The sequence below is a fragment of the Nostoc sp. genome, from assembly GCF_036917465.1.
In the GTDB taxonomy this organism is placed as follows: domain Bacteria; phylum Cyanobacteriota; class Cyanobacteriia; order Cyanobacteriales; family Nostocaceae; genus Nostoc.
This window is the reverse complement of the sequence record NZ_JBALDL010000047.1, coordinates 38,504-65,091: the sequence shown is the minus strand read 5'-3', so window position 1 is coordinate 65,091 and position 26,588 is coordinate 38,504. Positions and strand designations below refer to the sequence as shown.

Annotated in this window: 22 protein-coding genes and 2 pseudogenes; 12 read left to right on the top strand and 12 right to left on the bottom strand. The window is 41.0% G+C overall.

Going from position 1 to position 26,588, the window contains the following annotated elements; all coding sequences use genetic code 11:
- Positions 1 to 78: 78 nt before the first annotated feature.
- A complete protein-coding gene (locus V7K38_RS10105; RefSeq protein WP_334857446.1) occupies positions 79 to 603 on the bottom strand; it encodes a M15 family metallopeptidase in 525 nt (174 codons plus the stop codon).
- Positions 604 to 1,020: 417 nt separating this feature from the next.
- On the opposite strand from V7K38_RS10105, the gene V7K38_RS10100 reads away from it, so the two are divergent.
- Positions 1,021 to 1,170 carry a hypothetical protein gene (locus V7K38_RS10100; protein WP_334857445.1) on the top strand — a complete coding sequence of 50 codons (150 nt, stop codon included), beginning with the start codon at positions 1,021 to 1,023 and terminating at the stop codon, positions 1,168 to 1,170.
- Between the two features lie 21 nt (positions 1,171 to 1,191).
- Here the strand turns inward: V7K38_RS10100 and V7K38_RS10095 are convergent, their stop codons facing one another.
- The 4 genes from V7K38_RS10095 to V7K38_RS10080 form a co-directional block, all read right to left on the bottom strand.
- A complete protein-coding gene (locus V7K38_RS10095; RefSeq protein ID WP_334857443.1) occupies positions 1,192 to 1,737 on the bottom strand; it encodes an RNA 2'-phosphotransferase in 546 nt (181 codons plus the stop codon).
- A gap of 61 nt (positions 1,738 to 1,798) precedes the next feature.
- Positions 1,799 to 3,106: an amino acid permease gene (locus V7K38_RS10090; RefSeq protein ID WP_334857453.1), complete on the bottom strand. Its 1,308-nt coding sequence runs from the start codon at positions 3,104 to 3,106 to the stop codon at positions 1,799 to 1,801.
- Positions 3,107 to 3,155: 49 nt separating this feature from the next.
- Complete coding sequence (locus V7K38_RS10085) at positions 3,156 to 3,272, bottom strand: hypothetical protein (protein ID WP_334857451.1); 117 nt, start codon at positions 3,270 to 3,272, stop codon at positions 3,156 to 3,158.
- Between the two features lie 43 nt (positions 3,273 to 3,315).
- On the bottom strand, positions 3,316 to 4,296 hold the full coding sequence (locus V7K38_RS10080; RefSeq protein WP_334857442.1) for a threo-3-hydroxy-L-aspartate ammonia-lyase: 981 nt from the start codon (positions 4,294 to 4,296) through the stop codon (positions 3,316 to 3,318).
- Positions 4,297 to 4,622: 326 nt separating this feature from the next.
- On the opposite strand from V7K38_RS10080, the gene V7K38_RS10075 reads away from it, so the two are divergent.
- Positions 4,623 to 5,435 (top strand): SDR family NAD(P)-dependent oxidoreductase, encoded by an 813-nt coding sequence (locus V7K38_RS10075; protein WP_334857440.1) that lies wholly within the window; start codon positions 4,623 to 4,625, stop codon positions 5,433 to 5,435.
- 240 nt (positions 5,436 to 5,675) lie between these two features.
- Positions 5,676 to 5,792, top strand: a pseudogene (locus V7K38_RS10070) (cation transporter); the annotation flags it as partial.
- Positions 5,793 to 6,038: 246 nt separating this feature from the next.
- On the opposite strand, the gene V7K38_RS10065 reads toward V7K38_RS10070, so the two are convergent.
- On the bottom strand, positions 6,039 to 7,001 hold the full coding sequence (locus V7K38_RS10065; RefSeq protein ID WP_334857439.1) for a hypothetical protein: 963 nt from the start codon (positions 6,999 to 7,001) through the stop codon (positions 6,039 to 6,041).
- 489 nt (positions 7,002 to 7,490) lie between these two features.
- Between V7K38_RS10065 and V7K38_RS10060 the strand changes: the two genes are divergently transcribed.
- On the top strand, positions 7,491 to 7,868 hold the full coding sequence (locus V7K38_RS10060; protein WP_334857438.1) for a hypothetical protein: 378 nt from the start codon (positions 7,491 to 7,493) through the stop codon (positions 7,866 to 7,868).
- 30 nt (positions 7,869 to 7,898) lie between these two features.
- Entirely contained in the window at positions 7,899 to 10,388 is a 2,490-nt protein-coding gene (locus tag V7K38_RS10055) for a caspase, EACC1-associated type (RefSeq protein WP_334857437.1), read from the top strand.
- Between the two features lie 52 nt (positions 10,389 to 10,440).
- On the opposite strand, the gene V7K38_RS10050 is transcribed toward V7K38_RS10055, so the two are convergent.
- The 3 genes from V7K38_RS10050 to V7K38_RS10040 form a co-directional block, all read right to left on the bottom strand.
- The gene (locus V7K38_RS10050; RefSeq protein ID WP_334857435.1) at positions 10,441 to 11,082 is read right to left on the bottom strand and encodes a Uma2 family endonuclease; all 642 of its coding nucleotides are present in this window, start codon (positions 11,080 to 11,082) and stop codon (positions 10,441 to 10,443) included.
- A gap of 179 nt (positions 11,083 to 11,261) precedes the next feature.
- Positions 11,262 to 13,163, bottom strand: coding sequence for a sensor histidine kinase (locus V7K38_RS10045; RefSeq protein ID WP_334857433.1), 1,902 nt, complete (start codon positions 13,161 to 13,163; stop codon positions 11,262 to 11,264).
- A gap of 110 nt (positions 13,164 to 13,273) precedes the next feature.
- Positions 13,274 to 19,231 carry a trifunctional serine/threonine-protein kinase/ATP-binding protein/sensor histidine kinase gene (locus tag V7K38_RS10040; RefSeq protein WP_334857431.1) on the bottom strand — a complete coding sequence of 1,986 codons (5,958 nt, stop codon included), beginning with the start codon at positions 19,229 to 19,231 and terminating at the stop codon, positions 13,274 to 13,276.
- Between the two features lie 145 nt (positions 19,232 to 19,376).
- On the opposite strand from V7K38_RS10040, the pseudogene V7K38_RS10035 reads away from it, so the two are divergent.
- The 6 genes and pseudogenes from V7K38_RS10035 to V7K38_RS10010 all read left to right on the top strand — a co-directional run bounded on the left by V7K38_RS10035 (position 19,377) and on the right by V7K38_RS10010 (position 23,011).
- Positions 19,377 to 19,703, top strand: a pseudogene (locus V7K38_RS10035) (DUF433 domain-containing protein).
- Between the two features lie 3 nt (positions 19,704 to 19,706).
- A complete protein-coding gene (locus tag V7K38_RS10030; protein WP_334857430.1) occupies positions 19,707 to 20,036 on the top strand; it encodes a DUF5615 family PIN-like protein in 330 nt (109 codons plus the stop codon).
- A gap of 107 nt (positions 20,037 to 20,143) precedes the next feature.
- The gene (locus V7K38_RS10025; RefSeq protein ID WP_334857429.1) at positions 20,144 to 20,869 is read left to right on the top strand and encodes a pyridoxine 5'-phosphate synthase; all 726 of its coding nucleotides are present in this window, start codon (positions 20,144 to 20,146) and stop codon (positions 20,867 to 20,869) included.
- A gap of 149 nt (positions 20,870 to 21,018) precedes the next feature.
- Positions 21,019 to 21,738 (top strand): SnoaL-like polyketide cyclase, encoded by a 720-nt coding sequence (locus tag V7K38_RS10020; protein ID WP_334857427.1) that lies wholly within the window; start codon positions 21,019 to 21,021, stop codon positions 21,736 to 21,738.
- Positions 21,739 to 21,803: 65 nt separating this feature from the next.
- On the top strand, positions 21,804 to 22,133 hold the full coding sequence (locus V7K38_RS10015) for an MgPME-cyclase complex family protein (RefSeq protein WP_334857425.1): 330 nt from the start codon (positions 21,804 to 21,806) through the stop codon (positions 22,131 to 22,133).
- A gap of 182 nt (positions 22,134 to 22,315) precedes the next feature.
- Positions 22,316 to 23,011, top strand: a complete 696-nt coding sequence (locus tag V7K38_RS10010; RefSeq protein WP_334857424.1) for a hypothetical protein — start codon at positions 22,316 to 22,318, stop codon at positions 23,009 to 23,011.
- Positions 23,012 to 23,122: 111 nt separating this feature from the next.
- Here the strand turns inward: V7K38_RS10010 and V7K38_RS10005 are convergent, their stop codons facing one another.
- The 3 genes from V7K38_RS10005 to folD form a co-directional block, all read right to left on the bottom strand.
- Complete coding sequence (locus tag V7K38_RS10005; protein WP_334857423.1) at positions 23,123 to 23,584, bottom strand: divergent PAP2 family protein; 462 nt, start codon at positions 23,582 to 23,584, stop codon at positions 23,123 to 23,125.
- Positions 23,585 to 23,838: 254 nt separating this feature from the next.
- Complete coding sequence (gene crtE, locus V7K38_RS10000; protein ID WP_334857421.1) at positions 23,839 to 24,771, bottom strand: geranylgeranyl diphosphate synthase CrtE; 933 nt, start codon at positions 24,769 to 24,771, stop codon at positions 23,839 to 23,841.
- Positions 24,772 to 24,992: 221 nt separating this feature from the next.
- Positions 24,993 to 25,871 carry a bifunctional methylenetetrahydrofolate dehydrogenase/methenyltetrahydrofolate cyclohydrolase FolD gene (gene folD, locus V7K38_RS09995; RefSeq protein WP_334857420.1) on the bottom strand — a complete coding sequence of 293 codons (879 nt, stop codon included), beginning with the start codon at positions 25,869 to 25,871 and terminating at the stop codon, positions 24,993 to 24,995.
- Positions 25,872 to 26,080: 209 nt separating this feature from the next.
- Between folD and V7K38_RS09990 the strand changes: the two genes are divergently transcribed.
- Entirely contained in the window at positions 26,081 to 26,569 is a 489-nt protein-coding gene (locus V7K38_RS09990) for a hypothetical protein (RefSeq protein WP_334857419.1), read from the top strand.
- Positions 26,570 to 26,588 lie beyond the last annotated feature (19 nt).

Sequence of the window (26,588 nt, the reverse complement as noted above, 5' to 3'; positions counted from 1 at the left end):
TGATATTTGCGTCATGTGTCATATTTTATAACGCACTGTGTACCATTTTACATTCTGATTTTTTAGTTCTACCCCGATTTACCGAGCGGATACGAGAAATAGAAGTCTTGGCTGTCCTGAAACGGTATTAGGTTGTGATAAAGCAATCATTTCAGACTGGATAATTGGATATTTTGCATCCCAAATGGTAGGTTCTCTTAAATTTAAACTATCATCAATATGAACCGGATCTTCAGGATTGAAATCTCCACCCCATCGCAGAATAGGATCTTGACGGATACTTTTAATAAAATTCTGAATTACTTGTGGAAGGTTGTTTAAGTTGTTCTTATCCAAAGCTTCACTATTAAATAGTCGTTGTCCTAACATAATATTCATGTCGATACCATGACCTACCAAGTGATTCGACCGACTTGCAGGGCGTACAATTGCTCCAGAGACGCTACCTCCTTGTATCCGAGTTGAACTTGTTACAAAAATTTGTATGCCTGCATCAGCAGCAAATTGGTCAATCTTTTCCAAGGAGTCAAAAAAATCTACATCTGCTAAAATTGGTTTCCCGATAAATCGAGGTGATTTAAATGCTTCGAGTTTAGTTACCATAATTTCCTTGATTAGGTGATGCACTAGTTAATTAGTAATTTAAGTAATTATTAGCGTCAGTTTAATAAACTAACGATATATTAAGTAGAGCAGCGTAAATAATTAAAGGTTTGTAGTGAACGCGAACAGCGTCTCGTAAAGAGGACTTTAGTCCTAAAATGAGGGCTGAAGCCCTTACTACAAACTAATCTCAAGATTTTTTACATTACTTAATCTAGTTTGATTTATTCTCGCCTACTTACTTAGCAGTTTGCAAGTAAATGAGGTACGATACAGGACTAAGAATCAGATATAAAGAGTTTCTACCTCCTGACAACGCTCGCAGACTCGCTCTAAGCGTTCGCGTAGCGTCTCCAAGAGTTGCCATGCCGTAGGCTTTACGCTGCGCTATCTATCCTGCCTGGTTGTTGAGCGTAGTTGAAACACTGCCTCCTGCCTTCTGCCTTTTGGTATATTAGCCCAGAGCGATCGCGCCAAGTACAACTGCTGTCAGAAGTTGCGGGGAGACGCAATGCTATCAAATACTTAAAACAATGGGATAGTTCGTATTTACAGATTTCTAAATAAATCTTAACTATTTATGAAAACTCAAATTCTTTGTAGATACTCAGGTGGTACTTGATCTACTAACCAAACACCATTAGCAGAACAATAAAAAATATAACCCGCCTGATACATTGCCGCAGTATTTACAGCAAAAACCACTGCTTTTCCATGTCTTGCACCAACAGTTTGCGCTGTTGCAATATCCTTCGATAAATGGACATGATGCCGTGACATTTTGCAAAGTCCCGTTTGCAAAATTGACTCTACGGATTTGCCTCCCGTACCGTGATAAAGCTGATCTGGGGGAGTAACAGGTTCTAACTGTAAATCGACTTTTATACTATGTCCTTGGTTAGCACGAATCAAAGTACCTGTAGAATCAAAAGAAAAGCGTTGTTTATCGCTGGATTCAACTACCGCCTCTAATTCTTGACGGGTAATCGGAAATTTGTTTTTAGCACAAGCGGTAAGTAGTTCATCAACAGCAATCCAGCCATTAAGAGCAAGTTTAATTCCAATTGCATCCGGTGTGTGTCGCAGATATTTGCTGAGATATTTGCTGATTTTGACGAGGCGAGTATCACTCATAAGATTGTGCTTGGCAGAGGATATACTACAAATGTATATCAAAAGCATTACATTAATATTTTTAGTAAATTGACAAAATTTGTCTTCCCATCATCGCTAATGCCACTCCAATCATTACAATTAGCGTCAGCTTTCCACCAGGCACGAGTGATTGATTTATGCTATTTGAATTTTCTTGTTCTTGACGTTGCTTCCAACTCATTAACGCTGGAATAATTCCACCCAGAACTGAGATACTGAACGTTCCAGTGTAATCTAGAGCAGTAAAAAAGATGCTGGGATTGAGCGTTCCGAGAGTCATTGGAGGGAAAAGAACCAGGGAATATAAGGGGAGGCGACTAGAAAGTTTACTTTGTGCGGTGGAGAAAATATCTTGGAACAAATCGAGCAAACCGTAGACAAATCCAATGAATGATGTAGCGATCGCAAACTCTGAAAAAATGGATACTAGCACTCCTAACCATTCTCCCCCCCCATCTGCTGTTAAAATTTGCAGTGGATTAAAAACAGTTTTATCGCCAGATGCACCATGTAGCATATCGGGAGTGACGCTTCCTAAAATTACGGCATTCCATGCCAAGAACATAATTAGAGGAATCACAGAACCAATAAAGATAGACTGACGAATTTTGCGGGCATCCCCTTCGAGTTGGGTTACAACCAGAGGCACAACGTTTTGGAAAAATAGCGCCACAGACATTACTGAAATCGAACTACCAAGGGCACTCCAGTTCTGAAATAAGAGTTGGGTACTCTGAATGTGCCTACTCGCCAAAAATAATAATCCCAAGAAAGAAACGATGACAATTCCGACAAAGGCGCTGTTTAATTTTTCAATAAACTTTTCTCGCCCAAGATACATAATGCCACCAAATAAAAACGTGAAAGTTGTTGTACCCATCCACGTAGATATATGTACACCTCCGATTTTTGCTGCCGCATAAGCTAAAATATCTCCACCTTCGGTAATGTATGCCACCAAAAGAGCATAATGCATGAATAAATATGCGCCGCCTGCCATTCGCGCTCCCAGTTTACCAAGAATTTTCTCAACAATTCTCAAAAAACCGATACTCACGCGCCCTTCTGTTCGCATCGTGTTTAAAATAACATCTGCAACCAATAACCCGGAAACTAAAGCGTAGAGCCAAACAGCAATCAAACCAGATGTGGATGGCACAATCCCAGATGGCATGGTGACGGATGGTAGAGCGAGAATCCCTGCCCCAACAGTGGTTCCCGCAATCAATGCAGTACTTCCCAAAACGCTACCCGGTTGATGATTGAGCTTTTTTCCATCAAATTCGAGATGAGAAAACAACCGAGTGACTTGCTCTGAATTTTTGAGAACAGTCTTTATGGGAACCATATATATTAAATATTGCCAAAAGTTAGAAATATTATCATCAACAATCTTTTCAGAGGATTCGCATTCGGATACGCTGGAAAACTTTTTCAGCTTTAAGACTGGCACTAGCATAGCCTAAAGAAGCTTGAATATCTTCAAGGATAATATTAGGGTAGTTGCGGAGAATTTCGTCATTTGTCCAGCCTTGAGCAAGAATGTCAATTGAAAATTTAACTTTTCAATCTCCCAGAAAATAATTTACCAACTTGCGCCAAGTCTACATTTCCACCACTGATGATGACACCAATCTTCGACTCTGGTGCTGTAACTACACCTTCGAGTAAGGCTGCTGCGGCGAGGACTCCGGTGGGTTCAACGACAATTTTTAGACGTTCCCACAAGAAAAACATGGTGCGAAGAATCGCTTCTTCAGATACCGTTACCATATCATCGACGTAATGCAGCACTAAAGGGAAAGTAATGTTACCAAGGCTAGGAGTCCGCGCACCATCGGCGATGGTATCAGGATTTTTGACAGTTTGCAGGGTTTTGGTTTGAAAAGAGCGGGTAGCATCATCGGCAAGTGCTGGTTCTACTCCAATTACTTTACAATTGGGTAAAAGTGCTTTGGCTGCGATCGCACATCCTGAAAGTAATCCGCCACCGCCACAACAAACTAATAGTAAGTCCAATTGACCAACTTCTTGAATCAGTTCTAAGGTAGTTGTTCCCTGCCCAGCGACTACATGGGGATGATCGTAAGGGGGAATCAGAGTCAGAGAACGATTATCTGCTAAACTTTGGGCTAATTGTTCTCGGTTTGTTTCTTGGCGATTGTATAAAATTATCTCTGCACCATAACCACGAGTCGCAGTTTGTTTGACAATGGGTGCATCATCAGGCATGACAATCGTGGTGGGAATATTGAGGAGTTTTCCAGCGAGAGCGATCGCTTGGGCATGATTTCCTGATGAAAAGGTGATAACGCCTGTTTGTTTTTGGGCTACCGATAGTTGCGTTAGGGCATTGTACGCGCCTCTAAATTTAAATGCCCCCGTGCGTTGAAAGTTCTCGCATTTAAAGAATACTTGGCTATTGGTGCGATCGTTAACGATTCTAGAAGTTAGTACCGGGGTGCGGTGGGCAATTCCCAAAATTCGCTCTTGTGCTGCTTGCACATCATTTATAGTAACGGAATTATGTTGTGGCATTAAGTAAGTGGATCAAATTAAATATAAAACTTCACCCTGCCTCCGGCTTCCCTCTTCGATACTTTGGAGAGGGATTGAGGGTGAGGTTTGATCTTATATTTAATTACATCTACCTACTTAATGACAATAGTAAATATTTTTGCTCTTGTTTATATAGATACAGATTTTTCTATTTACGCCTCTTATGCTTGATTAAAGCATACTCGTTTCAGGTGGATAGCATCATTTATTGTCTGCATAAAAATAGCTATAGCAAACACTATATATTGCTATAGCTATTTTTATAAAACTTAAATTAATTAACTCACCTTCGCCATTTTTCTAGCATGAATAAAACATCTGAAAGTCGGCAAAAAAAAACTGCTCTAATTACAGGAGCTGCTAGTGGGATAGGCTATCAATTAACGCAGATTTTTGCTCGGCATGGTTATAATCTGGTGTTAGTCGATAAGAATGAACAAAAACTTACTGAAATTATAAATGAATTTCCGCAAAAGTTTGGGGTTTTTGTGAAAATATTGGTTAAGGATTTATCTATCCCAACATCTCCAGAAGAAATTTTTACTGAACTCCAGCAAGAATCCATTAAAGTTGATGTGCTGGTTAACAATGCTGGCTTTGGTACTTATGGAACATTTACCGAAACAGACCTCAGCCTTGAACTGCAAATGCTCCAGGTAAATATGGTGACTTTGACTCATTTAACAAAGTTATTTCTCAAGGATATGCTTGAGCAAGACTATGGAAAAATCTTAAATGTCGCCTCAGCAGCAGCTTTTCAACCAGGGCCTCTAATGGCAGTTTATTTTGCTACTAAAGCCTATGTATTATCATTTTCAGAAGCGATCGCTAATGAATTAGAAGGCACTGGTGTCAGCGTGACTGTTCTTTGTCCAGGGCCAACAGCAACGGAATTTCAACAAACTGCTGCAATGGAAAATTCCAAGATTGCTAGCGTTAACAGAATGATGGATACGGAAACCGTTGCTAATATTGGTTATCGGGGCTTAATGAAAAACAAAACTGTTGTTGTTCCTGGGATGAGAAATAAGTTATTGACCGAAAGCGTTAGATTTACACCCAGAAATTTAGTAACAAAGGTTGTGAGAAGTATGCACGAACTGAAAAAAAATAGGTAGCTCGATATCCTATACTATTTTCAACTAAATTGCGGGAGTTATTTTATCAACACAACTAAGTAGACAAGGGCATCCAATACGGTTCAGTTAAGGTTTTTTGATGGAAATTCTAGATCGTAAAGACGCGATAAATCACTGACTATTGTAGAGACGGCGATTCATCGCGTCTCTTGCCTTAACCGAACAGTATTACAAGGGCATCTACCTAGAACCGAAGGTATCAGCCCATCCAATAAATCTGATGCCAAAGTAGATGTGAACGTTGATACTAAAACTGTAACTGTAGACGCTGCGGCTTCTGAAGAGTCTATTAAACAGATAATTCAATCTGCTGGTTTTACAATAGAAGGCTATTAATTACTTCATCTAAATCTCTTCAGAAATTTAGATGAAGTAATTTAGTCGGCACAATTGCTTTGTTACATATTCGCCCGGTTTCCGGGCGCAATATTCATAAAAAGTATTTTCTCTTCTGACAACCTTGAAATATTCCATTTTATGCTTGACTTATAAGCTGCAACAGCTACAGAGCGGAAGATTTTGAAAGTATTTCTGTATATTTCTTTGCTCTGAAAAAATTGTGAAATTTTCCGGTACAAGTTTTCAAGAACGGATTAACATTGGGTCATAAATTTGAAATTCTTGAACTCCATAATTACTTACAATCAAGTTAGCTTGTTCAAGCTCATTGTCTGTACCGCTAATAATGAGTATATAATTTCCTTGCTCAACTTCCTCGTTATAAAAGCGTGTCCAATCATCTGGTATTCCTAGCCTCATAGCGTCAAAGCGCTCACTCAAATTAACACCAGTTAAGCCTAAAAATTGAGAAAAATCTTTGCAAATTAAGGAAATCTGGTTTGATGTAAAAACTGCGGCAGACATATCGTTAATTGCAGCTTGAACATTATTTATATTATCAAAGCGACTAATAGCATGTTTCGTTAAAATCCCATTTCTAGTAGGCATGGCAGTCGGAGCATTTGTTGTGGCCAGATAATTTGTAGGTAATTGCTCACTATTAAGAGGCTCGTAAATGCCAAACTCTTCAATACCCCAACGGTGTAGAATTGCTTCTACTTTAGCAATTTCAAAAGATGTACAATCTACGATTATAAAATAGTGTCCATGCTCTACTCGCTCGTTATATGCTCTAGCTTTCTCTTCTGATATTCCCCAACCAACTAGCGCACCAGCAAAAGTGCCAGTAGCAGCACCAATACTTGCACCAACAAGGGTTGTAACCAAAGCCGTTGCAGCAGCGCCAGCCAGCATTATTGGCCCAACTCCAGGGATTGCTAAAGTACCAAGACCTACTAATAAACCAGTCAACCCACCAACAGCGCCCCCTGAAAGCCCTCCTACTGTTGCACCTTCGTCGGCTTTATCACCAGTGCGCTCTTTAATTTCCTCATCGCCAATCGGATACTTGCGGTCTGCATTCTGGACAATTACAGATACTTTTTCCATCGCCAAGCCAGAATCTCTCAACTCATGTAGCGCCTGTTCTGCATCTCGACGATGAGTAAATACGCCTACGGCACGTTGATATTGACTTAAAACCATTATTACTCCTTCATAGCAGGGAAAATTAATTTCCGGCAATCTAGTTTTTTATTACCTGTAATTTTAAATACAACTTTATTTAACTCGAAACTATCCTAAGTAATAAAAATCATTATGGTTAAGACAAGAGACGCGATGAATTACCGTCTCTACAATAATGAGTCTTTCGTCTTGACGGCAATTTATCGTATCTTGCTTAGAGGATGTTTGAAAAGTTTTTGGCGCTTGTTGATCCCCCCTAACCCCCCTTAAGAAGGGGGGAACCGGAATCAAAGTTCCCCTTTCTAAGGGGGATCTAAAACTTTTTATACCAACAATAGGACTTTTAAAACATCCTCTTAAATATACATATTTTTACTTAGACTTGATAAATTTCTGTAAAAATCTTAAAAATTTTTCGGAAGACTCACGTAACAGATATTATGTCAATAGAGATATCACGGAAATAGAGTTGAGTGCCAACTGCTAAAAAACTTAAAAGGGTAACAAATGAGTTCTGAATCTAACGTCAAACTGACGATCGCTCTTTCTAATCCAGACTTAGATGCAGAGGAGCAAGAACAGGAAACGCGGAATCTGCTGCGAGAGATCAAAGACTTAGATGTAGAAAGTGCTGAACTGGTAGCAGTTACAGAAATACCCGAAGGAGCCAAGTCTGTTGGCGGTTTTCTAGTAGGGGTGTTGCAGGCAGAGGTGAGCCTAGCCAATTTTAAGAAATTGTTGGGATTTTTGGGCGATCGCTTGGGCAACAAAACCATTGAATTGGAAGTCGAGGCTAACGGTAAGAAACTCAAGGTGAAAGCTAGCAGTCGGGAAGAGTTAAATGCTGCCATTGAACAAGCGCAAAAGTTTGTCGCAGGTAACTGATAAATTCCATTAGCAAGGAAGAGTAGCGAGATGGCAAAAGTAGCACTGCTAATCGGAGTCAGTGAGTATGAACCTGGACTTACTCCATTGCCAGCAGCAACAAAAGATGTCGAGGCGATGCAGCAAGTTTTGCTAAACCCGCAGATAGGGGGTTTTGATGACGTAACACTACTGATAAATCCTCAACGACAAACAATGGATGAGGCGATAGAGAGACTATTTAGCGATCGTCAAAGAGATGACCTCCTGCTGCTATTTTTCTCTGGTCATGGAATTAAAGATGAGAAGGGCAACCTTTACTTTGCTGCTTGCAATACTAAAAAAAGTGATAAAGGAGAACTAGTTAAGGCCACAACAGTACCAGCTAGCTCTGTACATTCGGTTATGAGCAATAGCCGTTGCAAACGCGAAGTAGTAATTCTCGATTGTTGCTTTAGTGGTGCATTTGCCGAGGGTATGGCGGCTAAAAATGATGGTTTTGTGGATGTAAAGAACCAATTGGGTGGAGAAGGGCGGGCTGTTCTTACATCTTCGACTTCAACTCAATTTGCTTTTGAACAGCAAGGAGCAGATACCTCAACTTACACCACCTACATAGTTGAGGGGCTGAAGACTGGTGCAGCAGATAAGAATGAAGATGGTTGGATTTCTGTTGATGAATTGCATGAATATGCTACCAAGGCAGTACAAGAAGCTACTCCGGCAATGAAACCGGAGATATATGCTATCAAAGAAGGCTATAAAATAAACCTTGCTAAAGCACCTATTGATGATCCCAAGCTCATATATCGTCGAGAAGTTGATTATTGGGTAAGAGACGGTGAGATTATTAATATGGGTCGTATTCCTTTAATTAAGCGACAAAAAGAATTAGGACTTAAACCTGATGAAGCTTCTGGTATCGAGGCTGAAGTTTTAAAACCTTATCAAGACTACAAAGAAAATTTACAGGAATATCAAAAGGCGTTCATCGAAGCAACTAAAGGTAAATTATCTGTTAGTGACAATACTCATGCTGATTTGAAACGTCTTCAGCAAGCGTTAGGACTTAGAGATGAAGATATAGCGCTAATCGAAGCTCCAATAATTGCCGAAAACTCATCTAGCTCAACTCCTCCACCTCCTCGAAAAAACAATTTTCTCCAATATATAGGAGCGTGCATCATCGGCATAGTTATTGGCGGCACTGTAATATACGCTCTTTTTCACAGAGATACATCTAGCTCTTGTGCTATGGAAAATTATATTTCGAGCGACAGAATCAGTTTTGGTGAAAAAATCTTATTGAAGCAGGATACAAACTCAGACAAAGAAGCTGGAGTTAGAGCATTAGCTCAAGGTGATTGTCTGACTGCTATTAGTAAATTTCAAGCATATCGGAAAACAAATCCTAGTGATCCAGAAGCATTGATTTACTTGAACAATGCTAAAGCTCGTCAACAAGGAAATCGACTCAAAATTGCTGTGAGTGTACCTATTGGTGAAAGTCCAAACATAGCACAAGAGATGTTACGCGGTGTGGCTCAAGCTCAAAATGAAGTGAATAGTGGTGTTGGTATCAATGGTAAAGCGTTGGAAGTAGCGATCGCTAATGATGACAACAAACCAGAGATTGTCTCAAACATCGCCACTAAGTTTGTCCAAGATCCCAGCATTTTAGCTGTAGTGGGACATAATGCTAGTCGTGCTTCTCTCGCCGCAGCTTTAGTGTATCAATATAAGCTGGTAATGATATCTCCTACTAGCTATTTTCAAGATATCACCCCTTTTGGTAAAGGTGAGAATAGCTATATTTTTCGTACTGCTCCTAGTATTGTTTCCATAGTAAGTAAAGTTTCGAGTTCCGCCATAAATGACAATAGAAAAAGTAACTTTCTTATCTGTTTCGATGAAAATCCAGATAATGAGTCTGGTAAAAATTATTTTGTCAAAGCAATAAGAGAGGCTGGCGGTACTATCAATCCCATCGATTGTAATATTTCGGACTCTCAATTTAAACCAGAAACAGTCCTTTTTCAAGCTAGAAATAAAGGTGCTAATGCCTTATTGTTAGCTTTCTACCTTGATAAATCAAGGGATAAAACCGGGCAAGGTCGTGCGTTAGTAAGAGCTAATCAAGGTCGGTTGGCTTTATTTAGTACTCCGGCACAGGATACGGAAGAAACCTTAGAGGAAGGACAAAATATCAACAACATGATTATCTCTGTACCTTGGCATCCCCAAGCATTTCGCAGTTCTCTATTTGGGAAAAATGCTGAGAATCTTTGGGGTGAAACTGTGAATTGGCGAACGGCAACATCTTATGATGCAACTCTGGCAATCGTCAAAGGTTTACAACAAAGTAACACCCGTAAAGAACTAAAAAAGATACTACACAGTCCAACTTTTTCATTCGATGGCGCAACGGGAAAGATTCAGTTTTCCCAATCAGGCGATCGCATCAATAACCCCGCCTTCTCGGTCAAAGTTCAACGAATACCTGGCACTGATAAATATCACTTTGTGCCGATTCAACCTTAGTTTTACAGCTTTAATTAATAGCGATCGCCTTTCTCAGAAGGCCTTAGATTTTCTATGATAAATTATTCTTCACCCAATCTCGAAAGTTACGCATAGCTTGACTTCTCCCAATTGTTAAACACTGCTGAACATATTCATTCACTAATTCAATAATTGGAATATTAGGAAAATTAGGACTAGATTCAGATTTTATGTATTTCCCTTCTCTTAGCACAGAAATTTCTAACCCTTGTTGTGTATGTCGCCAAAGTTCAGGAACTCCCAATATTTCATAATTATCAAATCGAGTCCGAGAAGTAATATCAACTTCGATTGCTAAATCTGGTGGTGGATCTATATTTAAATCAAGGCGATTTTTTCCAATTACAGCAGCTTGATTTTGAATATAAAAATAGGTGTCTGGTTCTACTGCTTGCCGCGATCGCTCATTTTTAAGTGTTGTGGAACCAAAAGGTTCAAAATCGATTTGGAGTATTTCTAATAAAATTTTGACTAAATCTCCAATAAGTTCTTTATCTTTTTCGTGTTCTGGTAGAGGAACCATAATTTCTAACCACCCATTACTATAAGAAATCCGTGCGGCACGCCTTTCTCCCATTTCATCTAAAATATTTTCTAACTGCTGCCAGCTAATATCTTGGAGTAACATTTGTTGACCAGGCTTGACGATAATTTGTTGCAGTTTTAAAAGCATATTACCTCAGAGAGTTGATGTACTCTGTGAAAATTCACGTTGTCCAGATCACCGACTTCTCAAAGAAGTTGGGCATCTAACTACCAATTGAATTGACAAATTAACTTTCTTAAAGTATATCGCCTCTCAGCATAAGTGTAGAAATTAGCAAAAAATTATTAATATAATCTTTAGTTGTTTCAATGTTTAGCGCAATTTTTACTTGTTAAAGGAATACGGATAGTAAACTCTGTGCCATGTCCTGGAGTAGAATCAACTTCAATACTTCCTGCGTGTTTTTCTACAACAATTTGATAAGCGATCGCCATTCCTAATCCAATTCCTTTGCCCACAGGTTTTGTAGTGAACATATAGTCAAATACTCGTTGCTTAACCTCTTCTGACATACCAATTCCATTGTCATAAATCTGAATCATCACTTGTTTCTCATTAGCAAGTTCAGTCCGAATGCAAATTTGTCCTTGATTCTTTACTAATGACTCTTCTATAGCATCGATTGAATTCGCTAAAACATTCATAAACACTTGATTTAGTTGCCCTGCATAGCATTCTACTAGAGGTAAATCACCGTACTTCTTAAGGATCTGAATTTCTGGTTGATTAGGCGTAGCTGTGAGGCGATGATTTAGAATCATCAGAGTGTTGTCTAATCCTTCATTAATATCTACAAATTTCATGTCTGCTTCATCGAGGCGCGAGAAATTTCGCAGCGATAGCACAATTTGACGAATGCGCTTGGTTCCCACTTGCATCGATGCCATTAGTTTGGGTAAATCTTCTGCCAGAAACTCAATATCAAGGTCTTGGGTGCGATCGCTAATTTCTGGTGTAGCATTTGGGTAGGTTGCTTGATAAAGCTTAAGCAAATCGAGGATGCCTTCGCTGTACTCGCTGGCATGATTGAGATTTGCATGGATAAAATTAGCAGGATTATTGATTTCGTGTGCCACCCCAGCAACCATTTGTCCCAGGCTAGACATTTTTTCGGTGTGGATGAGTTGAGCTTGGGTATTTTGCAATTCTTTCAAGGTTTTGCTGAGTTGCTGCGCTTGCTGGCTGGAAATCAAGGCGCGATCGCGAATCTGTTCATATAGTTGCACCTGTCGCCATGCACCGATCAACCCAACTACTAGCAATCCTCCCAAAACCGTAGCCAACAAGTTCAACGCCTGTAATGGCGATTCAATATTTTCTTGGGGTACAACTAAAGCTACCGACCAATTTGCTTCTTTTAGGGGAGTATAAGCAATATAGTTCCATTTTTCATCCAATTGAGCAAGTTCAATATTTGTGCGTTTAGCTACCATCTTTTGAGTAATTTCAACTAACCTACTATTGGGTGAATTGAGGAAACTCTCGGCGGCTTTTTCGGGTGTGCCGATTAGTCGCGTGTCGGGATGAGCAATGGGAACTCCTTGAGAATTCAGTGCAAAGGCATAGCTACCCTTACCTTGATGTAAATCGCCAATCACCTCAACTACCCGATTAATCTCAATCCCTCCCATCAAAACACCTGATGGTTTTATGCCTGTTTTACCCGCAATTGGTGAACTAATCTGAATCTGCAACTGATTGCTTGTGCGCCCAATAATCGGATCGGCGGCTACCGTTTCACCCGCTATACTTTTGTGAAAAAATTCTCTATCTTTAACATTTGTCCGACCTCCCTGAGTATTAATCAATGCACCATCTGGTGTGGCGAACGCGATGAGCAAAAACGTTTGCAGCCGCCTTACCTCTGATTGCAAATAAGGTTCCATCACAGGCCAATCTAGCGATCGCACCACTGGAGAATTTGCCAAAGTCTTAATTTCTGTCTTCCGAATAGCTAACCAGTTATCAATATCATTCTGACCTTGGTAGGTTTTTAATAATGCTTGCTGTTTCAGACTATCGAGTAATAACCCCTTAACAATTTTGTAACTGGCGATCGCCGTGGTGCTAATACTAATGGATAGAATTACCACAATTGATAGCAACACAAAATTGCGCGATCGCCATTTCAATAAGTAGCGATTTTTGTCCGTTGAGGCATACCGTTGGAGATTGATTTTCAACCAACCTTTGCGTAATTTAAGCATTATCGTCGTTTTAATCCAATTTAAAATTTAAAAAGCTAAAACGAAGAGTGCTGACTCAAGTAAAAGTACTCAGCACGGGCTAAACGCCCCGCTAGCGCTAACAGCACTCATTATTCTTGTTGAGTAGAAATTTGAATGACAAACTCTGTGCCTTGTCCAAGTTCTGAAGTGCAGCAGAGGGAACCACCATGCGCTTCTACTATAATTTGCCGAGCGATCGCTAATCCTAATCCAGTGCCTTTTCCTACAGGCTTGGTGGTGAATAAATGGTCAAATACTCGTTGCTTGACCTCCGGTGACATCCCCACACCGTTATCGGCAATCTTAATCAAAATGTGCTGACCTGATTCTGCTACACGAGTTTGAATAGTAATGCGATTGGGGTTATGTAGAATCGCTTCCAAACTCCGCTCTGTATTGTATTGTTCAAGTGCATCAATGGCATTTGCCAACAAGTTCATAAATACCTGATTAAGTTGTCCAGCAAAGCATTCCACTAGAGGAAGTTTGCCATAATTCTTGACTACTTCAATTGCTGGACGGTTTTCGTTAGCTTTTAAACGGTGTCTGAGAATCAGAATAGTACTATCAATGCCTTCGTGAATATCAAAAGGAACTTTATAATCTTTATCTGCTCTAGAAAAGCTTCGCAAACTGTTACTGATACCACGGATACGATTAACACCCAATTTCATCGAATCCAGCAATTTCGGTAAATCTTCGCGTAAATAATTCAGGTCGATGGCATCAATTTCGTCTTGAATCTCTGAGCCAGGTTTGGGAAACTTTTGTTGATAAAGATTAATTAGTACAAACAAATCTTTAACATAATCTTTGGCTGGTTCAATGTTGCCTGCAATGAAGCAGATCGGATTGTTAATTTCATGGGCAACACCTGCCACTAAATTACCAAGAGCAGACATTTTTTCACCTTGAACCAATTGCAATTGCATAGTTTGGAGTTCTTGCAATGCTTCTTCTAATTGTTGCTTTTGATGTTGCAGCAATTGTTGTGCTTGCTGGCGTTCGGTGATGTCTTCAGATGTGCCAAGGATACCAAAAACCTTTCCTTCTCTATCTTTTAAGGGAATTTCATTTGTATTAGACCAGATTTGTGTGCCGTCTAGTTGTTGTACGGTTTCGATAATATTGAGTTCTGCTTCCCCAGATTCGATGATACGGCGATCGCGTGCTACAAAAAAATCTGATTGTTCGCTAGTCCAGTGAAGATCGTAGTCTCTTTTACCAATAACATTTTCTGGCACTCCTAGACCCCAAATTTGAGTAAAGTTATGGTTACAGCCTAAATAAACACTATTGCGGTCTTTCCAGAAAACAGACTGAGGGATATTGTCGATAATTAACCGCAAGAATTGTTCCGTCTTTCCTAAGTTTTCGAGAGTATTTTGTGCTTGCTGATAAAGTCGGGCGTTTTCCAAAGAGATTGCAGCTTGAGTACATAATAGATTGAGAATTTCGACGCGATCGCTGCTAAATGCCCCAGTCATCAGATTGTTTTCTAAATACAAAATCCCTAATAGTTTAGCTTGATAGAGAATCGGCGTACACAGCAAGCTTTTGGGTTGTTGACGAATGATGTAGGGATCGGCTATCAACATCGGATGGACTGTTACATCAACGATGACGGTAGGTTGCAGGCTGCGTTTAATGGCGTAAATTAGGCTATGGGGAACCTCTGCACTATCTTCCACAAAAATGGACTGTAACACGGTTGATTGCTGCCCAACTTCCGCAGTCGCCTCAACTACCAATCTACCTTCTTTGAGCAGTAGCAACGCACACTTATCTGCTCCAGCATTTTCAATTACTACTTGCAACAGCTTCGTAAGTAATTTATCCAGTTCAATTTCACTAGAGAGAGTCTGAGAGGCTTTTAAAACTGTTGCCAAATCTAGCATTACTGATCCACTGCTGCTAGACGTTGATTTATTATTGCTGGAGTGGAAGGTAGTAATGCTGTCAATATTGGCGATCGCCGAGCGCGTCTGTTGTAAAGTGGGAGCTAGAAGCCGTGGATAACGTTGTTCTAAATCGTCAACTTTGGCTTTAGCGCCCCAGCGAGTGTAACAATAGTAAGCGTTAATCAAATACTCTTGGGCAATGCGTTCTTTGTCCCATTCTAAATAAAACTTAGCTGCGAGTTCGTTGGCAAGACCTTCTTCGTTCAGGTATTCGTTTTCTTTGGCTTGAGCAATGGCGCGATCGTAATACTCAATTGCCTCGGCTTTTGCCCCCAAAACTCGACATTTTTCGGCGATAACTAAAGCATAGCGGTGAGCCTGATTGCTCGGTGCATAATCTGCCCACTTTCTGAGTTTTTCTTGATGATTTGTTACCCGTTCTATAATGCTGATTTGCTCTGTCTCACTGGCAGTTGGGTAAATCGCTAATCGAACCAATGCATCGTAGAAATAGAAAATTGGAACGTGCATGAGTCCTTTCCCTGCACTTAAATACTGTTCCGTTAAGTTGACGTTTTCTAATGCCCGTTCATAGCGTTGAAATAGGTAGGAAAGAAGCATTTTGTTGACATAAATCTGATATAGTGCTACTACATCATTGGTTTTGAGGTGAAGCTGAATCATTTCATCCTCATTATAATGTTCGCTATACAAGCGATCGGGTTCGGGCGTAGTCTCTAGCAGATTGAGTACAGCTTGATAGTAAATACTTTGCTTCTGGAGATAAGTATCCTGCCGCAGTTGCTGCATTACCTGGCGATGAGCTTCCATCGTTTGTCTGAGAGAAGATAACTCTTGACTGGTTAAATAGGCAGTGAGGCTATAGCCAAGAAGACTTAGTGCAACATATTGAATATCACCGATTTCTAATCCACTAGAATAGGCTCTTAGATACCCTTCTAGACTATCTTTCGCAGGTTCTTGCCAATGTCTGAGGAAGTTGTTGAAGGCAAAAATGGTTTTAGCGGCTAACTCAGGCGCATGGATATGTTGCAGCAGGTTCATCCCCAGTTGGCCAAACCTATAGCCCGCCTCAATATCTCCCAACACAACAAGCAATGTTAACCCGTACATCACATAGCCATGAGTCGATTCTGGTGCATTTCCATATTGCACAGATAAATCGACGTGAGCAAGAACGATCAAAGGTAATAAGTCTGGGGCAGCTTGAAAGGCAGCAGAAATAATTGTGGACAAAATAACCATTGCCGCTTTTTTCTCTGGTGCGGTCATTTGGGGTAATTCCAGCAAAGATTCGATTGACCTATCCTTGAGTAAGATTTGGGTGTGCCTCAGTGCCTGTTCGATGTCTGCTGGGGTAGGTTGAACTGGCAGATCCACTTCCAGATGCTTTAAGACTTCCCGTGCTAGTCGCAAGGCTTCTAGTTGCTGATTTTGGGCAATGCAAGCTTGAATTTTAATGTTGTAGATATTTGCCCGATCTAGCCACGATTGGGCATGATTCAGCACAATCTCGGCTAACAGTTCCATCTGTTCAAAATTGGTGCAGAGGTAAGCTGATTCAGTTGCTCCTTCATACAAGATTAGAGCAAGATTGTATTGATTTTGCCAACAATTAGGCGTAAGTATACTAATACCTATGTTGAAATATTCTAAAGCTGCTGCGTAAGCCGTTGCATTCTTGGCTTTACGTCCCGCCGCTAGGTTTAACTCTACAAGTTCTTGTTGCTCCTGTTCATCGCTAATCAAAGCCACCCCTTGATTGAGATGATTGACGATCGCAAAAATTTTCTCATCTCGTTCATTTCCAGTCGTGGCTTGTTGCAGCAAACGCCCAATGCGCAAGTGAGTAACTTGCTTTTGATTGTCAGGAATTAGTGAATAGGCAGCTTGCTGAATGCGATCGTGAAGAAATTTGTAAACTGTTATTTGTCTTTTGTCATTCGTCCTTTGCAAATCACTAATGACTAATGACGAATCCTGATAAAACTTATAGACTTCATTCGTAGGAATAATCAAACCATCTTGGACAGCTTGCCAAAAGTCTGCGGCTGTTTCCACCTGGGATTTTTCATGGACAATCGCCAGTGTCGCTAAGTCAAATTGGTTTCCGATACAAGCCGCTAATTTCAAAACTTTTTGAGTTTCTATTGACAACTTTTCTAGTTGAATTGTCATAAACTCTACTACATCATCAGTAAGGGCAAGTCTACGCACTTGAGCAACATCACATTCCCAATAACCACCGTCAAAATTAAATGTAATTAGTCGATCTTGATGTAGCGCTTTCAGAAACTGAGTACTAAAAAAAGGATTACCTTTGGTTTTGCTCAATACCAACTCTGTTAACGGGGCGGCTAACGCTAGTGTGCAACTCAATGTATCTGCAACCAAATAATTAACGGATGTTTGATCCAGAGGAGCTAAGGTAATTGTATTGACTGTAGCGCCTAACTTCTGAATCTCTGCCAAAGTCAGCATCAAGGGATGCACTGGATTAACTTCATTATCTCGATAAGCACCAATTAATAGTAGATAGCCGATGTCAGCTTCGCTCATTAACAAGTGCATTAAGTTTAAAGAAGCAGAATCTGCCCATTGCAGATCGTCAATAAAGATCGCCAATGGATGCTCTTTGGCTGTAAAGACTTGAGTAAATTTCAAAAACAGCGATTTGAAGCGATTTTGTGCCGCACTCCCAGAGAGTTCTGGCACTGGAGGCTGTTTCCCAATCATCCTTTCTAGTTCTGGAATCACCTCAATCATCACTTGTCCGTTCTCACCCAAAGCCGAGAGAATTTTGCACTTCCATTGCTCGAATTCAGCGTCAGTTTCACTCAACAGTTGCCTGATTAAGTCTCGAAAGGCTTGCACAAAGGCAGAGAATGGGATATTGCGCCCAAATTGGTCAAATTTACCTTTAATGAAGTAACCCCGTTGTCGGACAATTGGCTTGTGGACTTCGTTAATCACAGCAGTTTTGCCAATACCAGAGAAGCCAGCTACCAATATAATTTCTACCCCCCTTAGTCCCCCCTTAGTAAGGGGGGATTCAGGAGGGTTTAGTCCCCCCTTAGTAAGGGGGGATTCAGGGGGGTTTAGTCCCCCCTTGGTAAGGGGGGATTCAGGGGGGTTAGCAATTCTCTCAAAGGCATCCAATAAACTTTCAACTTCACCTTGGCGACCGTAAAGCTTTTCTGGGATGATGAAGCGATCGCAAATATCCCGCTCACCTAATTTAAAGGATTTAATCTCTCCAGTTTCCTGCAACTGAAACAAACATTTTTCTAAATCAAATTTCAGCCCTAATGCACTCTGATAGCGATCTTCAGCATTTTTCGCCATCAATTTCATCACAATGTCACAAAGAACTTCAGGAATCTCTTCTTCGCCCCAGCTACCTCCTAATTCTTCTGGAAGCTTTGCAATATGACAGTGAACCAATTCCATCGGATCGTTAGACTGAAAGGGTAAGTGTCCAGCCAGCAATTCATAAAAGGTAACACCGAGAGAATAGTAATCACTGCGATAGTCAATTCCGCGATTCATCCGCCCGGTTTGTTCCGGGGAAAGGTAGGCAAGAGTCCCTTCTAAGACATTAGGACTGTGAACTTCTTGGGTTTCTCTGGGTAAAAGAGAGGCAATGCTAAAATCAATCAACTTGACTTGCTGAGTTTCTGGGTTAATCAGGATGTTGGCAGGTTTAATATCTTTATGGATAACCCGATGGCGATAGAGTCCGTCAAGAATATTGCTCAGAGCGATCGCAATTTCCAAAAACTCTGTCAAACTATATTGCTTATCCCCCATTCTTTCGTTCATCCAATCTCTGAGGGAAATACCGCCAAAATCCTCCATCACCAAGGCATAGCTGTTGCGGTAGGGTTCCAGGCTATAGGGACGAACAGTACCAGGTAGGTTAATATTTTTAGCGATCGTATACTGATTACGAAACAGCAGCAGATCGTTGAAGCTGGGATACTCCTGCTGAAGCAGTTTGATTACAACCGGAAGTCGATCGGACTCTCGAATTGCACGGTAAACTAAGGTTCTAGAGCCTGCATAAAGTTGTTCGCTAATTCGATAGTTAAAAAGCTTGTCCATCGGCTTAACTGCTGTATTCATACTTCTTAAACTCTTGTTAAATCAGCTATTTAGTTAAAGTAGTTTGCCCAAAAACCAGCTTTTGCTAACGCAATTACGTTTTGTAACGGAGATTTAACCCCTAAACTTTGTTAATAAGTACAATAAAATTGAGCTAAGATACCCTATGACTCTCCAAGAACTAGAAAATCAAATCTTGGCACTACTTCCAACAGAAAAAACGGCAATTATCCAAAGCCTAACTTAAACCATTCATATTGGGGCAAAAGGTATTACTAAAATACCCGGTATTTGTGGTGGAGAAGCTTGTATTGCTGGAACTCGGATTGCAATTTGGCTATTAGTTGAAACACGTCGCCTGGGAATTACTGAAGTCCAACTTTTGCAAGATTATCCTCATATTGGCGTGGCTGATTTAGTTAATGCTTGGATATATGCAGATGCTTATCCTGAAGAAATTGAAGCTGCGATTCGTGCTAATGAGGTTGCTTAAATCATGGCGCGTTTATATGCTGATGAGATGTTCCCACCGAAAGTTAGTGAACTGTTAAGAATAATGGGACATGATGTTTTAACTGTACAAGAAGCTGGTAACGCAAATTTAGGTATTCCAGATGACAAAGTGTTAGCCTTTGCAATCGCCGATAATCGAACTGTAATAACACTAAATCGTCAAGATGTTATCAAACTGCATAGAAGCTCACCTAAACATTTAAATATTATTGTTTGTACAAATAATACTGATAGGTCTGGAATGGCAACTCGAATTAATGAAGCAATTAATCAAGACGAATCGTTGATTCGCATTGTACGCCCTACCAGTTGAAAATAGTTAAGCCTCGTTTTCAATTTGTCTTGAGCTTCTCAAGCAAAACTCCCCCAATTTCCGGTAAAATTGAATTCTGATGACTGTGGATTTGGGGGAAATTTGGGGTGCCTACACTTGGTGTTAACATTGACCACATCGCCACCATCCGGCAAGCGCGGCGGACGGTAGAACCAGACCCCGTAGCGGCGGCGGTGCTGGCAGAATTAGCCGGTGCTGATGGAATTACGGTGCATCTGCGCGAAGATCGGCGGCATATCCAAGATCGGGATGTGCGGATATTGCGGCAAACAGTGCGATCGCATCTTAATTTAGAAATGGCCGCTACAGATGAAATGCTAGCGATCGCTCTCGATATCAAACCAGATTATGTGACTTTAGTCCCTGAAAAACGCGAAGAAGTCACAACAGAAGGCGGACTAGATATTATCGGGCAAATTGCTAGAATAGGTGAAATAGTCGATAAATTGCAAAGCGCTAGCATTCCAGTTAGTTTATTTATCGATGCCGAACCAGCACAAATTGAAGCATCTGTCAAGGTGCAAGCGCAGTTTATCGAATTGCACACCGGACAATATGCTGAGGCTAAAGATGAAACAAATCGCCACCGAGAATTAGCCATATTAGCTAAAGGTTGTCAACAAGCCATTCAAGCTGGATTGCGAGTCAACGCCGGTCACGGACTCACCTACTGGAACGTCTATCCAGTGGCTGCGCTTCCAGGCATGGAAGAACTGAACATTGGTCATACCATCATCAGCCGGGCAGCATTAGTAGGTATAGAAAGGGCAGTCCGCGAGATGAAGCAAGCTATAACAGGGCATGGGGCATAGGGCATTGGTTATTAATTCTTCTTTCCCTGCTTCCTCATCCCCCTCATCTTCCGCAGTCCCCAATCCCCAGCCCCCAATCCCCAATCCCCCACAGAGGGTTGTCACTGCGAAATCTAGAAATTGGAATCAAATCTTCAGCAAAAACTTCTATGAGCGCAACAGAGTCTAACAACCTGCCACTTTGGGTACAAGATAGAGATAAGGTGATAGCAGAAAGCACTGATGTCGAGTGGCGCTATCAGACACCACCTGATTATTCCCGTTCAAATGAGAATCTTGCTAAAGAAAGTATCCACAATCACCTTGAAGGTACACTGGAAGCGATCGTGCAAAACTTGGTAAGAACCTTCGAGATGGAGGTATCTTTCAAAGCTAACCCCCAACAGTGGTTATCTATTGTTAATGAACAGTTTCGCGTCAGTACCAACGGCGGAGTAGAGTATACCGCAGCAGATGTATCAGCCCAAGGTACTTACAATCTATTTATGCCTGATTCAGAGCATTACAAAGCTTCAGAAGAAACCTTTGAATCATCCGCAAAAGTCTTCCACACAACATTTCCCCAAGGATTTCCTTGGGAAGTGCTGGAAGTTTTCTCAGGGCCACCAAATGTCACATTCAAATGGCGGCATTGGGGACATTTCAACGGAGAATACAAAGGCCATGCACCGACTGGAGAGACAGTAGAAATTATCGGCATGAGCATTGCAAAAGTTACCGATGACTTGAAGGTTATTTCCTTAGAACACTACTTCGACAATAATCTGTTCTTGGAAAAGCTAACATCTGGTGGCAAACAGATAGATACCCAAAAGTCGGCAAGTGCTTGTCCCTTCAGTTCTTGGTTCAAGAAATCCCGTAAGAGTTAGTTCATAAGGGTACAGAATGTAGTACTGTGCCCTTACATGATTCACACAGCAACCAAAGGATGAAAATGCAAACATACTATTACGTTTTGGCTAGTCTTCGCTTTCTTCTCCAAGAAGAACCCATACAGGAAGTTATCAAAGAACGCACTCGTCACTACCACGAACAAGAAAAACAAATAGATTTTTGGTTGGTTGAGCAACCAGCTTTCTTGGAAGCACCCGAATTTGCACAGCTAAAAGCAAAGTGTCCCCAACCAGCAGTAGCAATTATTTCTACAAATCCTCAATTTATTACTTGGTTAAAACTGCGTTTAGAGTACGTCATCACTGGAGAATTTCAGGCTCCTTCTGAGACAATACCAGATGCTTTGCGATCGCTGGCTAATGTATCTTAATGGTCATGGGGGATGGGGCATTGGTTAATCATCAATATCCAATTCCCAATTCCCAATATTCTTTGGTAAGAACAAAATATATTTTGTAACATTCCTTCTATTCCTATACTGAAGTAGCTAGGTTTTCAGCTTTTTTCTTATAAAATCTTCTAGGACACCTTGATTTACATAATCTAACTTTTGTGCATAGATTTCAGACTTTACCAAGTGTTTTAGGATTAGCGATATCTACGATGAGCTTCGCTTACGCAGGGTTGATTGTTGGCATGAGTTCTGTTTTTGCTCAACAAGCCATTCCTCTTTGTCAACCGCCGACTTCGGGTGAGTATCTTTTATTAGTAGTCAGTCCCACAGCAGATAATCAAAAGCAGTTGCGTAGTGCCTTACCGCCTGAACTAAAGACCATTAACTGCAAATATCTCAATGAAACTGTAACGCGGATAGGGGGCTTTAAAAAAATTGATGATGCTAATCGATGGGCAAGGTATGTAAGTAATATTGTTGGCTTGTCTGCCATCATCACCACTAGACCGGCAACGGCAGATGTGCAGCCACCGCAACAGGCACCACAGCAGGCACAACGACTGCAACAGCCACCACAGCAAACAGTTAACTATAATCCTCAAGCATTAGGAGAGGGCTATGCAGTGTTGGTAGATTATTACAACCGTCCTGAACTAGTAAATAACGTACAGCAAGCAGTAGGAGGTAACGTAGGTTTTGTTTCTTATGGACAACGCCCTTACTTGCTGGCGGTTTACACCACAAACCAAAGTGAAGCATACAACACATTGCAGAAGCTGAACAATGGCGGTTTTGTTGCCAGTATAGTAGATAGTCGCAAGGTGATTCTGCTACGCTCAACTGTGCGGTTGTAGTGATATTAAGTTTTCTAGAATACTGATGCGATCTACCAATTTGGTAATTTGTCAGTTGACAAATTACCAGTTTTCAATTAAAAATAGTTGCTCAAACAAGGATTCATTGCCCTAGTTTAAATAAGCAAAGCTAGCTAACCAACAGATAGTTATACCCAAAGCCGACCCAGCTATTACCTGAACGGGTGTATGTCCCAGTAATTCTTTCAGACGGTCTTGGCTAAAATCTGGTTTTTCATGAAATAATTCATCAATCATTTGATTGAGGATACGAGCTTGCTTACCAGCTGCTTGGCGAACTCCGGCTGCATCATACATGACGATGATGGCAAAAACAATCGCAACGGCAAAGTCAGGAGATGCCCAACCAAGTGTTTGTCCTACACCAGCCGCTAAAGCTGTAACTAAAGCTGAATGGGCGCTGGGCATACCTCCGGTTGTCACTAAAACACGGATATTTAGTTTACGATTTTTGATGATCTCGACTACGAGCTTTAATGCTTGAGCAATAAAACAAGCTACCAGAGCAACCAGCAGCACCCGGTTGTCTAAAATGTTGCCTATGTCCCGCATGGTATTTTGGTTAGGTTAGTAAATATTAGCAGCAGTTTTTGGTTGAGAAAACATTTAGATTCAACCCAAAATCCAAAATTAACCTATTACATCATGGGGGAAGCAGATCAATTATTCAAAATTGTTTAAAAGCTAATCAAATAAGAATTTTGAATTCTGCTGGGCGGTAGCAGTACAGCATGATGTAAATAAACCACCCACTCCCAATCAATGAAACCCTTGCGTATGGAAATTACGAATTACCAAAAGCGTTGCTAGTTATTGCGGCTAGTAATAAAATGAGCGATCGCTTGGAGTGGCTTGGCTCTGTCTCCAAATGGTTCTAATTCTACACAAGCTACTTTAACTAGCTCTTGGGCTTTTAAGCGCGATTCTTCAAGTCCCCAAAGGCTAGGATAGGTAACTTTCTTGGCTTGTTGGTCTTTACCAGCTGTTTTACCTAATTGCTCTTTTGTAGAAGTGATATCCAAAATATCATCAATGATTTGGAATGCTAGCCCAATATTTTCAGCATAACGGGTTAGTCGCTGCACATCTTCGGTTGATGCTCCAGCGATGATTCCGCCAGAAACTACGCAAGCTTCCAAAAGGGCGGATGTTTTGTGTCTATGAATGAAATTTAGCGTTTCTAGAGAAATATCTGATTTCCCTTCACACTCTAAATCGACAACTTGACCACCGACCAAACCAGCTGCCCCCAGCGCCCGACCAAGACGAACAATTACCTGCAAGGTAAGCTCTCTGTTAACGCTTTGGGGGGTTTTAAGGGCAACCAACTCAAAAGCAAGTGCCAACAAGCCGTCCCCAGCCAAAATCGCCACATCTTCGCCATAGACTTTATGATTTGTCAGTTTTCCACGACGGTAATCGTCATTATCCATCGCTGGAAGGTCGTCATGAATCAAAGACATTGTGTGGATCATTTCCACAGCACAAGCAGTTGGCATAGCCATTTCGATAGTGCCACCCATCATTTCACAGGTAGCAAGGCAAAGAATGGGACGTACACGTTTGCCGCCAGCTAATAACGAGTAGCGCATCGCCTCATAAATCTTTTCTGGATAAATGATGGGGATAGCCTGATCTAAAGCAGTATCACAAAGCTTTTGTCGCTCTTTGAGATAGGCTGCTAAGTTAAATGTGGCTTCCTCTGGTGGTGTCTTTTGAACGTTATCAGTTGCTACCATTCTTCAATTCCTGACACTTTGGGATTTTTGTCTTATACGTCACAATTTTAAGGTGCTGTGGGGCTGAAAAAATGAAGAGTTGGAAATTATGAGTTAAGAGACGCGATGAATCGCATCTGTACAAAAGGTGGGAGTAGAGACGCGATTCATCGCGTCTGTAGAGGAGTTGAGTTTAATAATTCTTAACTTCTCACTTCTCACTCATAATTCCTCACGCTCTTTCATTTTTTTACTGCTCTGGAATAGCTGGTGAATGTATTTTGTAATAATATGGCGACAGTCATAGGGCCAACACCACCAGGAACGGGGGTAATAAATCCTGCTACAGCAGCAGTAGATTCAAAGTCAACATCGCCAATTAAGCGGCTTTTGCCACTAGTATCGGTGACGCGATTCATTCCCACATCTACCACAACAGCACCTGCTTTTACCATATCAGCAGAGATTAGTCCGGGACGACCTGCTGCTGCAATTAGAATATCAGCATTTTGGGTGATGGTTTTGAGGTCGTGCGATCGCGAGTGAGCGATCGTGACTGTGGCATCAGCTTCTAGTAGCATCAGCGCCATAGGTTTACCCACCAAAATACTGCGTCCCACTACTACTGCCTGTTTTCCCTGTAAAGGAATCTCATAAGCTTGCAAAAGCCGCATCACACCATCAGGAGTGCAGCTACGTAAACCAGTTTCCCCCCGTACTAGTCGTCCCAAGTTAACTGGGTGCAGTCCATCAGCATCTTTATCGGGATCAATTTGATGTAGCAAATTCACTGCATCCAAGTGGTTAGGTAAGGGCAACTGCACCAGAATGCCATCAACCCGTTCATCGTGGTTTAGTGCAGCAATTACCTCTTCTAACTCTCTAAGGGTAGTTTCGGCAGGAAAATGCTTACCAAAAGAGGCTATGCCAACTTTAGCGCAAGCTTTTTCTTTATTTCGGACATAAGCGGCTGATGCTGGATTATCTCCAACCATCAACACGGCTAAACCAGGGGGTCGTCCGATTTTTGGTTGTAATTGTGTAATAGCAACAGAAAGTTCTTGCTGAATTTTTGCTGCTATTGCTTTACCATCAAGGAGTTTGGCAGTTTTTGTTTCCATGAAAATTCCTAAATATAATTAATTCGTTTTTTGTCCAAAATCTGGAATAGAAATATTGATTATTGACTTTTCACTATTATTGTGTATATGTTGATGTCGTCGCGTTTCTCTCAGAGTAAAACCATAATGCTTATTTTCTCAGATCAACGGCTTTATCTGAAGAATAAAGAGTTGAGAGCCTGTTTTTAAAACCGCAGAGAATATCATAGATGGGAACTGACCTGATGAAACTGGCGACAAAGCAAGCAGTGAAGCAAAAATTTGCTCAATCGGTGGCTTTCATGGAACAAACAAGAAATTTGCCCCTTTCGTTCTTCTACGCGCACAGTATTGTTCCCTACCGGCTGGGGTTGATTTTTTTATTGGTGCTGGGACTTTGTAGTTGTGGTAGTTTAACCTCGTCTGGCTTGAATGGGACTAATTTTAAAATTGGTGCTAATGTCACCCCAATTCGAGAAATTAAGCCAAGACAAGACAATCAGGCTACAGTTTACATCCAAGGTCAGGTGGAAAACCAAGCACCTTTAATGAAGCAATGGGCTTATCAAATTAATGACTCGACTGGCAAAATTTGGGTTGTCACTAATCAAAAGAATCTGGCTAAGGGAGCGCAAGTGGTGATTAAAGGTAAAATTCGCTACCGAAGTATCCCCTTAGCTGGTAAAGAATTGGGGGAAGTTTATCTAGAAGAAGAATAATCAGCAATTAAAAATTAAT

Excerpts from the sequence above, each read along its gene's own strand:
- V7K38_RS10105 (WP_334857446.1), bottom strand. The coding sequence starts at position 603 with ATGGTAACTAAACTCGAAGCATTTAAATCACCTCGATTTATCGGGAAA.
- V7K38_RS10095 (WP_334857443.1), bottom strand. The coding sequence starts at position 1,737 with ATGAGTGATACTCGCCTCGTCAAAATCAGCAAATATCTCAGCAAATAT.
- V7K38_RS10090 (WP_334857453.1), bottom strand. The coding sequence starts at position 3,106 with ATGGTTCCCATAAAGACTGTTCTCAAAAATTCAGAGCAAGTCACTCGG.
- V7K38_RS10080 (WP_334857442.1), bottom strand. The coding sequence starts at position 4,296 with ATGCCACAACATAATTCCGTTACTATAAATGATGTGCAAGCAGCACAA.
- V7K38_RS10075 (WP_334857440.1), top strand. The coding sequence starts at position 4,623 with ATGAATAAAACATCTGAAAGTCGGCAAAAAAAAACTGCTCTAATTACA.
- V7K38_RS10065 (WP_334857439.1), bottom strand. The coding sequence starts at position 7,001 with ATGGTTTTAAGTCAATATCAACGTGCCGTAGGCGTATTTACTCATCGT.
- V7K38_RS10060 (WP_334857438.1), top strand. The coding sequence starts at position 7,491 with ATGAGTTCTGAATCTAACGTCAAACTGACGATCGCTCTTTCTAATCCA.
- V7K38_RS10055 (WP_334857437.1), top strand. The coding sequence starts at position 7,899 with ATGGCAAAAGTAGCACTGCTAATCGGAGTCAGTGAGTATGAACCTGGA.
- V7K38_RS10050 (WP_334857435.1), bottom strand. The coding sequence starts at position 11,082 with ATGCTTTTAAAACTGCAACAAATTATCGTCAAGCCTGGTCAACAAATG.
- V7K38_RS10045 (WP_334857433.1), bottom strand. The coding sequence starts at position 13,163 with ATGCTTAAATTACGCAAAGGTTGGTTGAAAATCAATCTCCAACGGTAT.
- V7K38_RS10040 (WP_334857431.1), bottom strand. The coding sequence starts at position 19,231 with ATGAATACAGCAGTTAAGCCGATGGACAAGCTTTTTAACTATCGAATT.
- V7K38_RS10030 (WP_334857430.1), top strand. The coding sequence starts at position 19,707 with ATGGCGCGTTTATATGCTGATGAGATGTTCCCACCGAAAGTTAGTGAA.
- V7K38_RS10020 (WP_334857427.1), top strand. The coding sequence starts at position 21,019 with ATGAGCGCAACAGAGTCTAACAACCTGCCACTTTGGGTACAAGATAGA.
- V7K38_RS10015 (WP_334857425.1), top strand. The coding sequence starts at position 21,804 with ATGCAAACATACTATTACGTTTTGGCTAGTCTTCGCTTTCTTCTCCAA.
- V7K38_RS10005 (WP_334857423.1), bottom strand. The coding sequence starts at position 23,584 with ATGCGGGACATAGGCAACATTTTAGACAACCGGGTGCTGCTGGTTGCT.
- crtE (WP_334857421.1), bottom strand. The coding sequence starts at position 24,771 with ATGGTAGCAACTGATAACGTTCAAAAGACACCACCAGAGGAAGCCACA.
- folD (WP_334857420.1), bottom strand. The coding sequence starts at position 25,871 with ATGGAAACAAAAACTGCCAAACTCCTTGATGGTAAAGCAATAGCAGCA.
- V7K38_RS09990 (WP_334857419.1), top strand. The coding sequence starts at position 26,081 with ATGGGAACTGACCTGATGAAACTGGCGACAAAGCAAGCAGTGAAGCAA.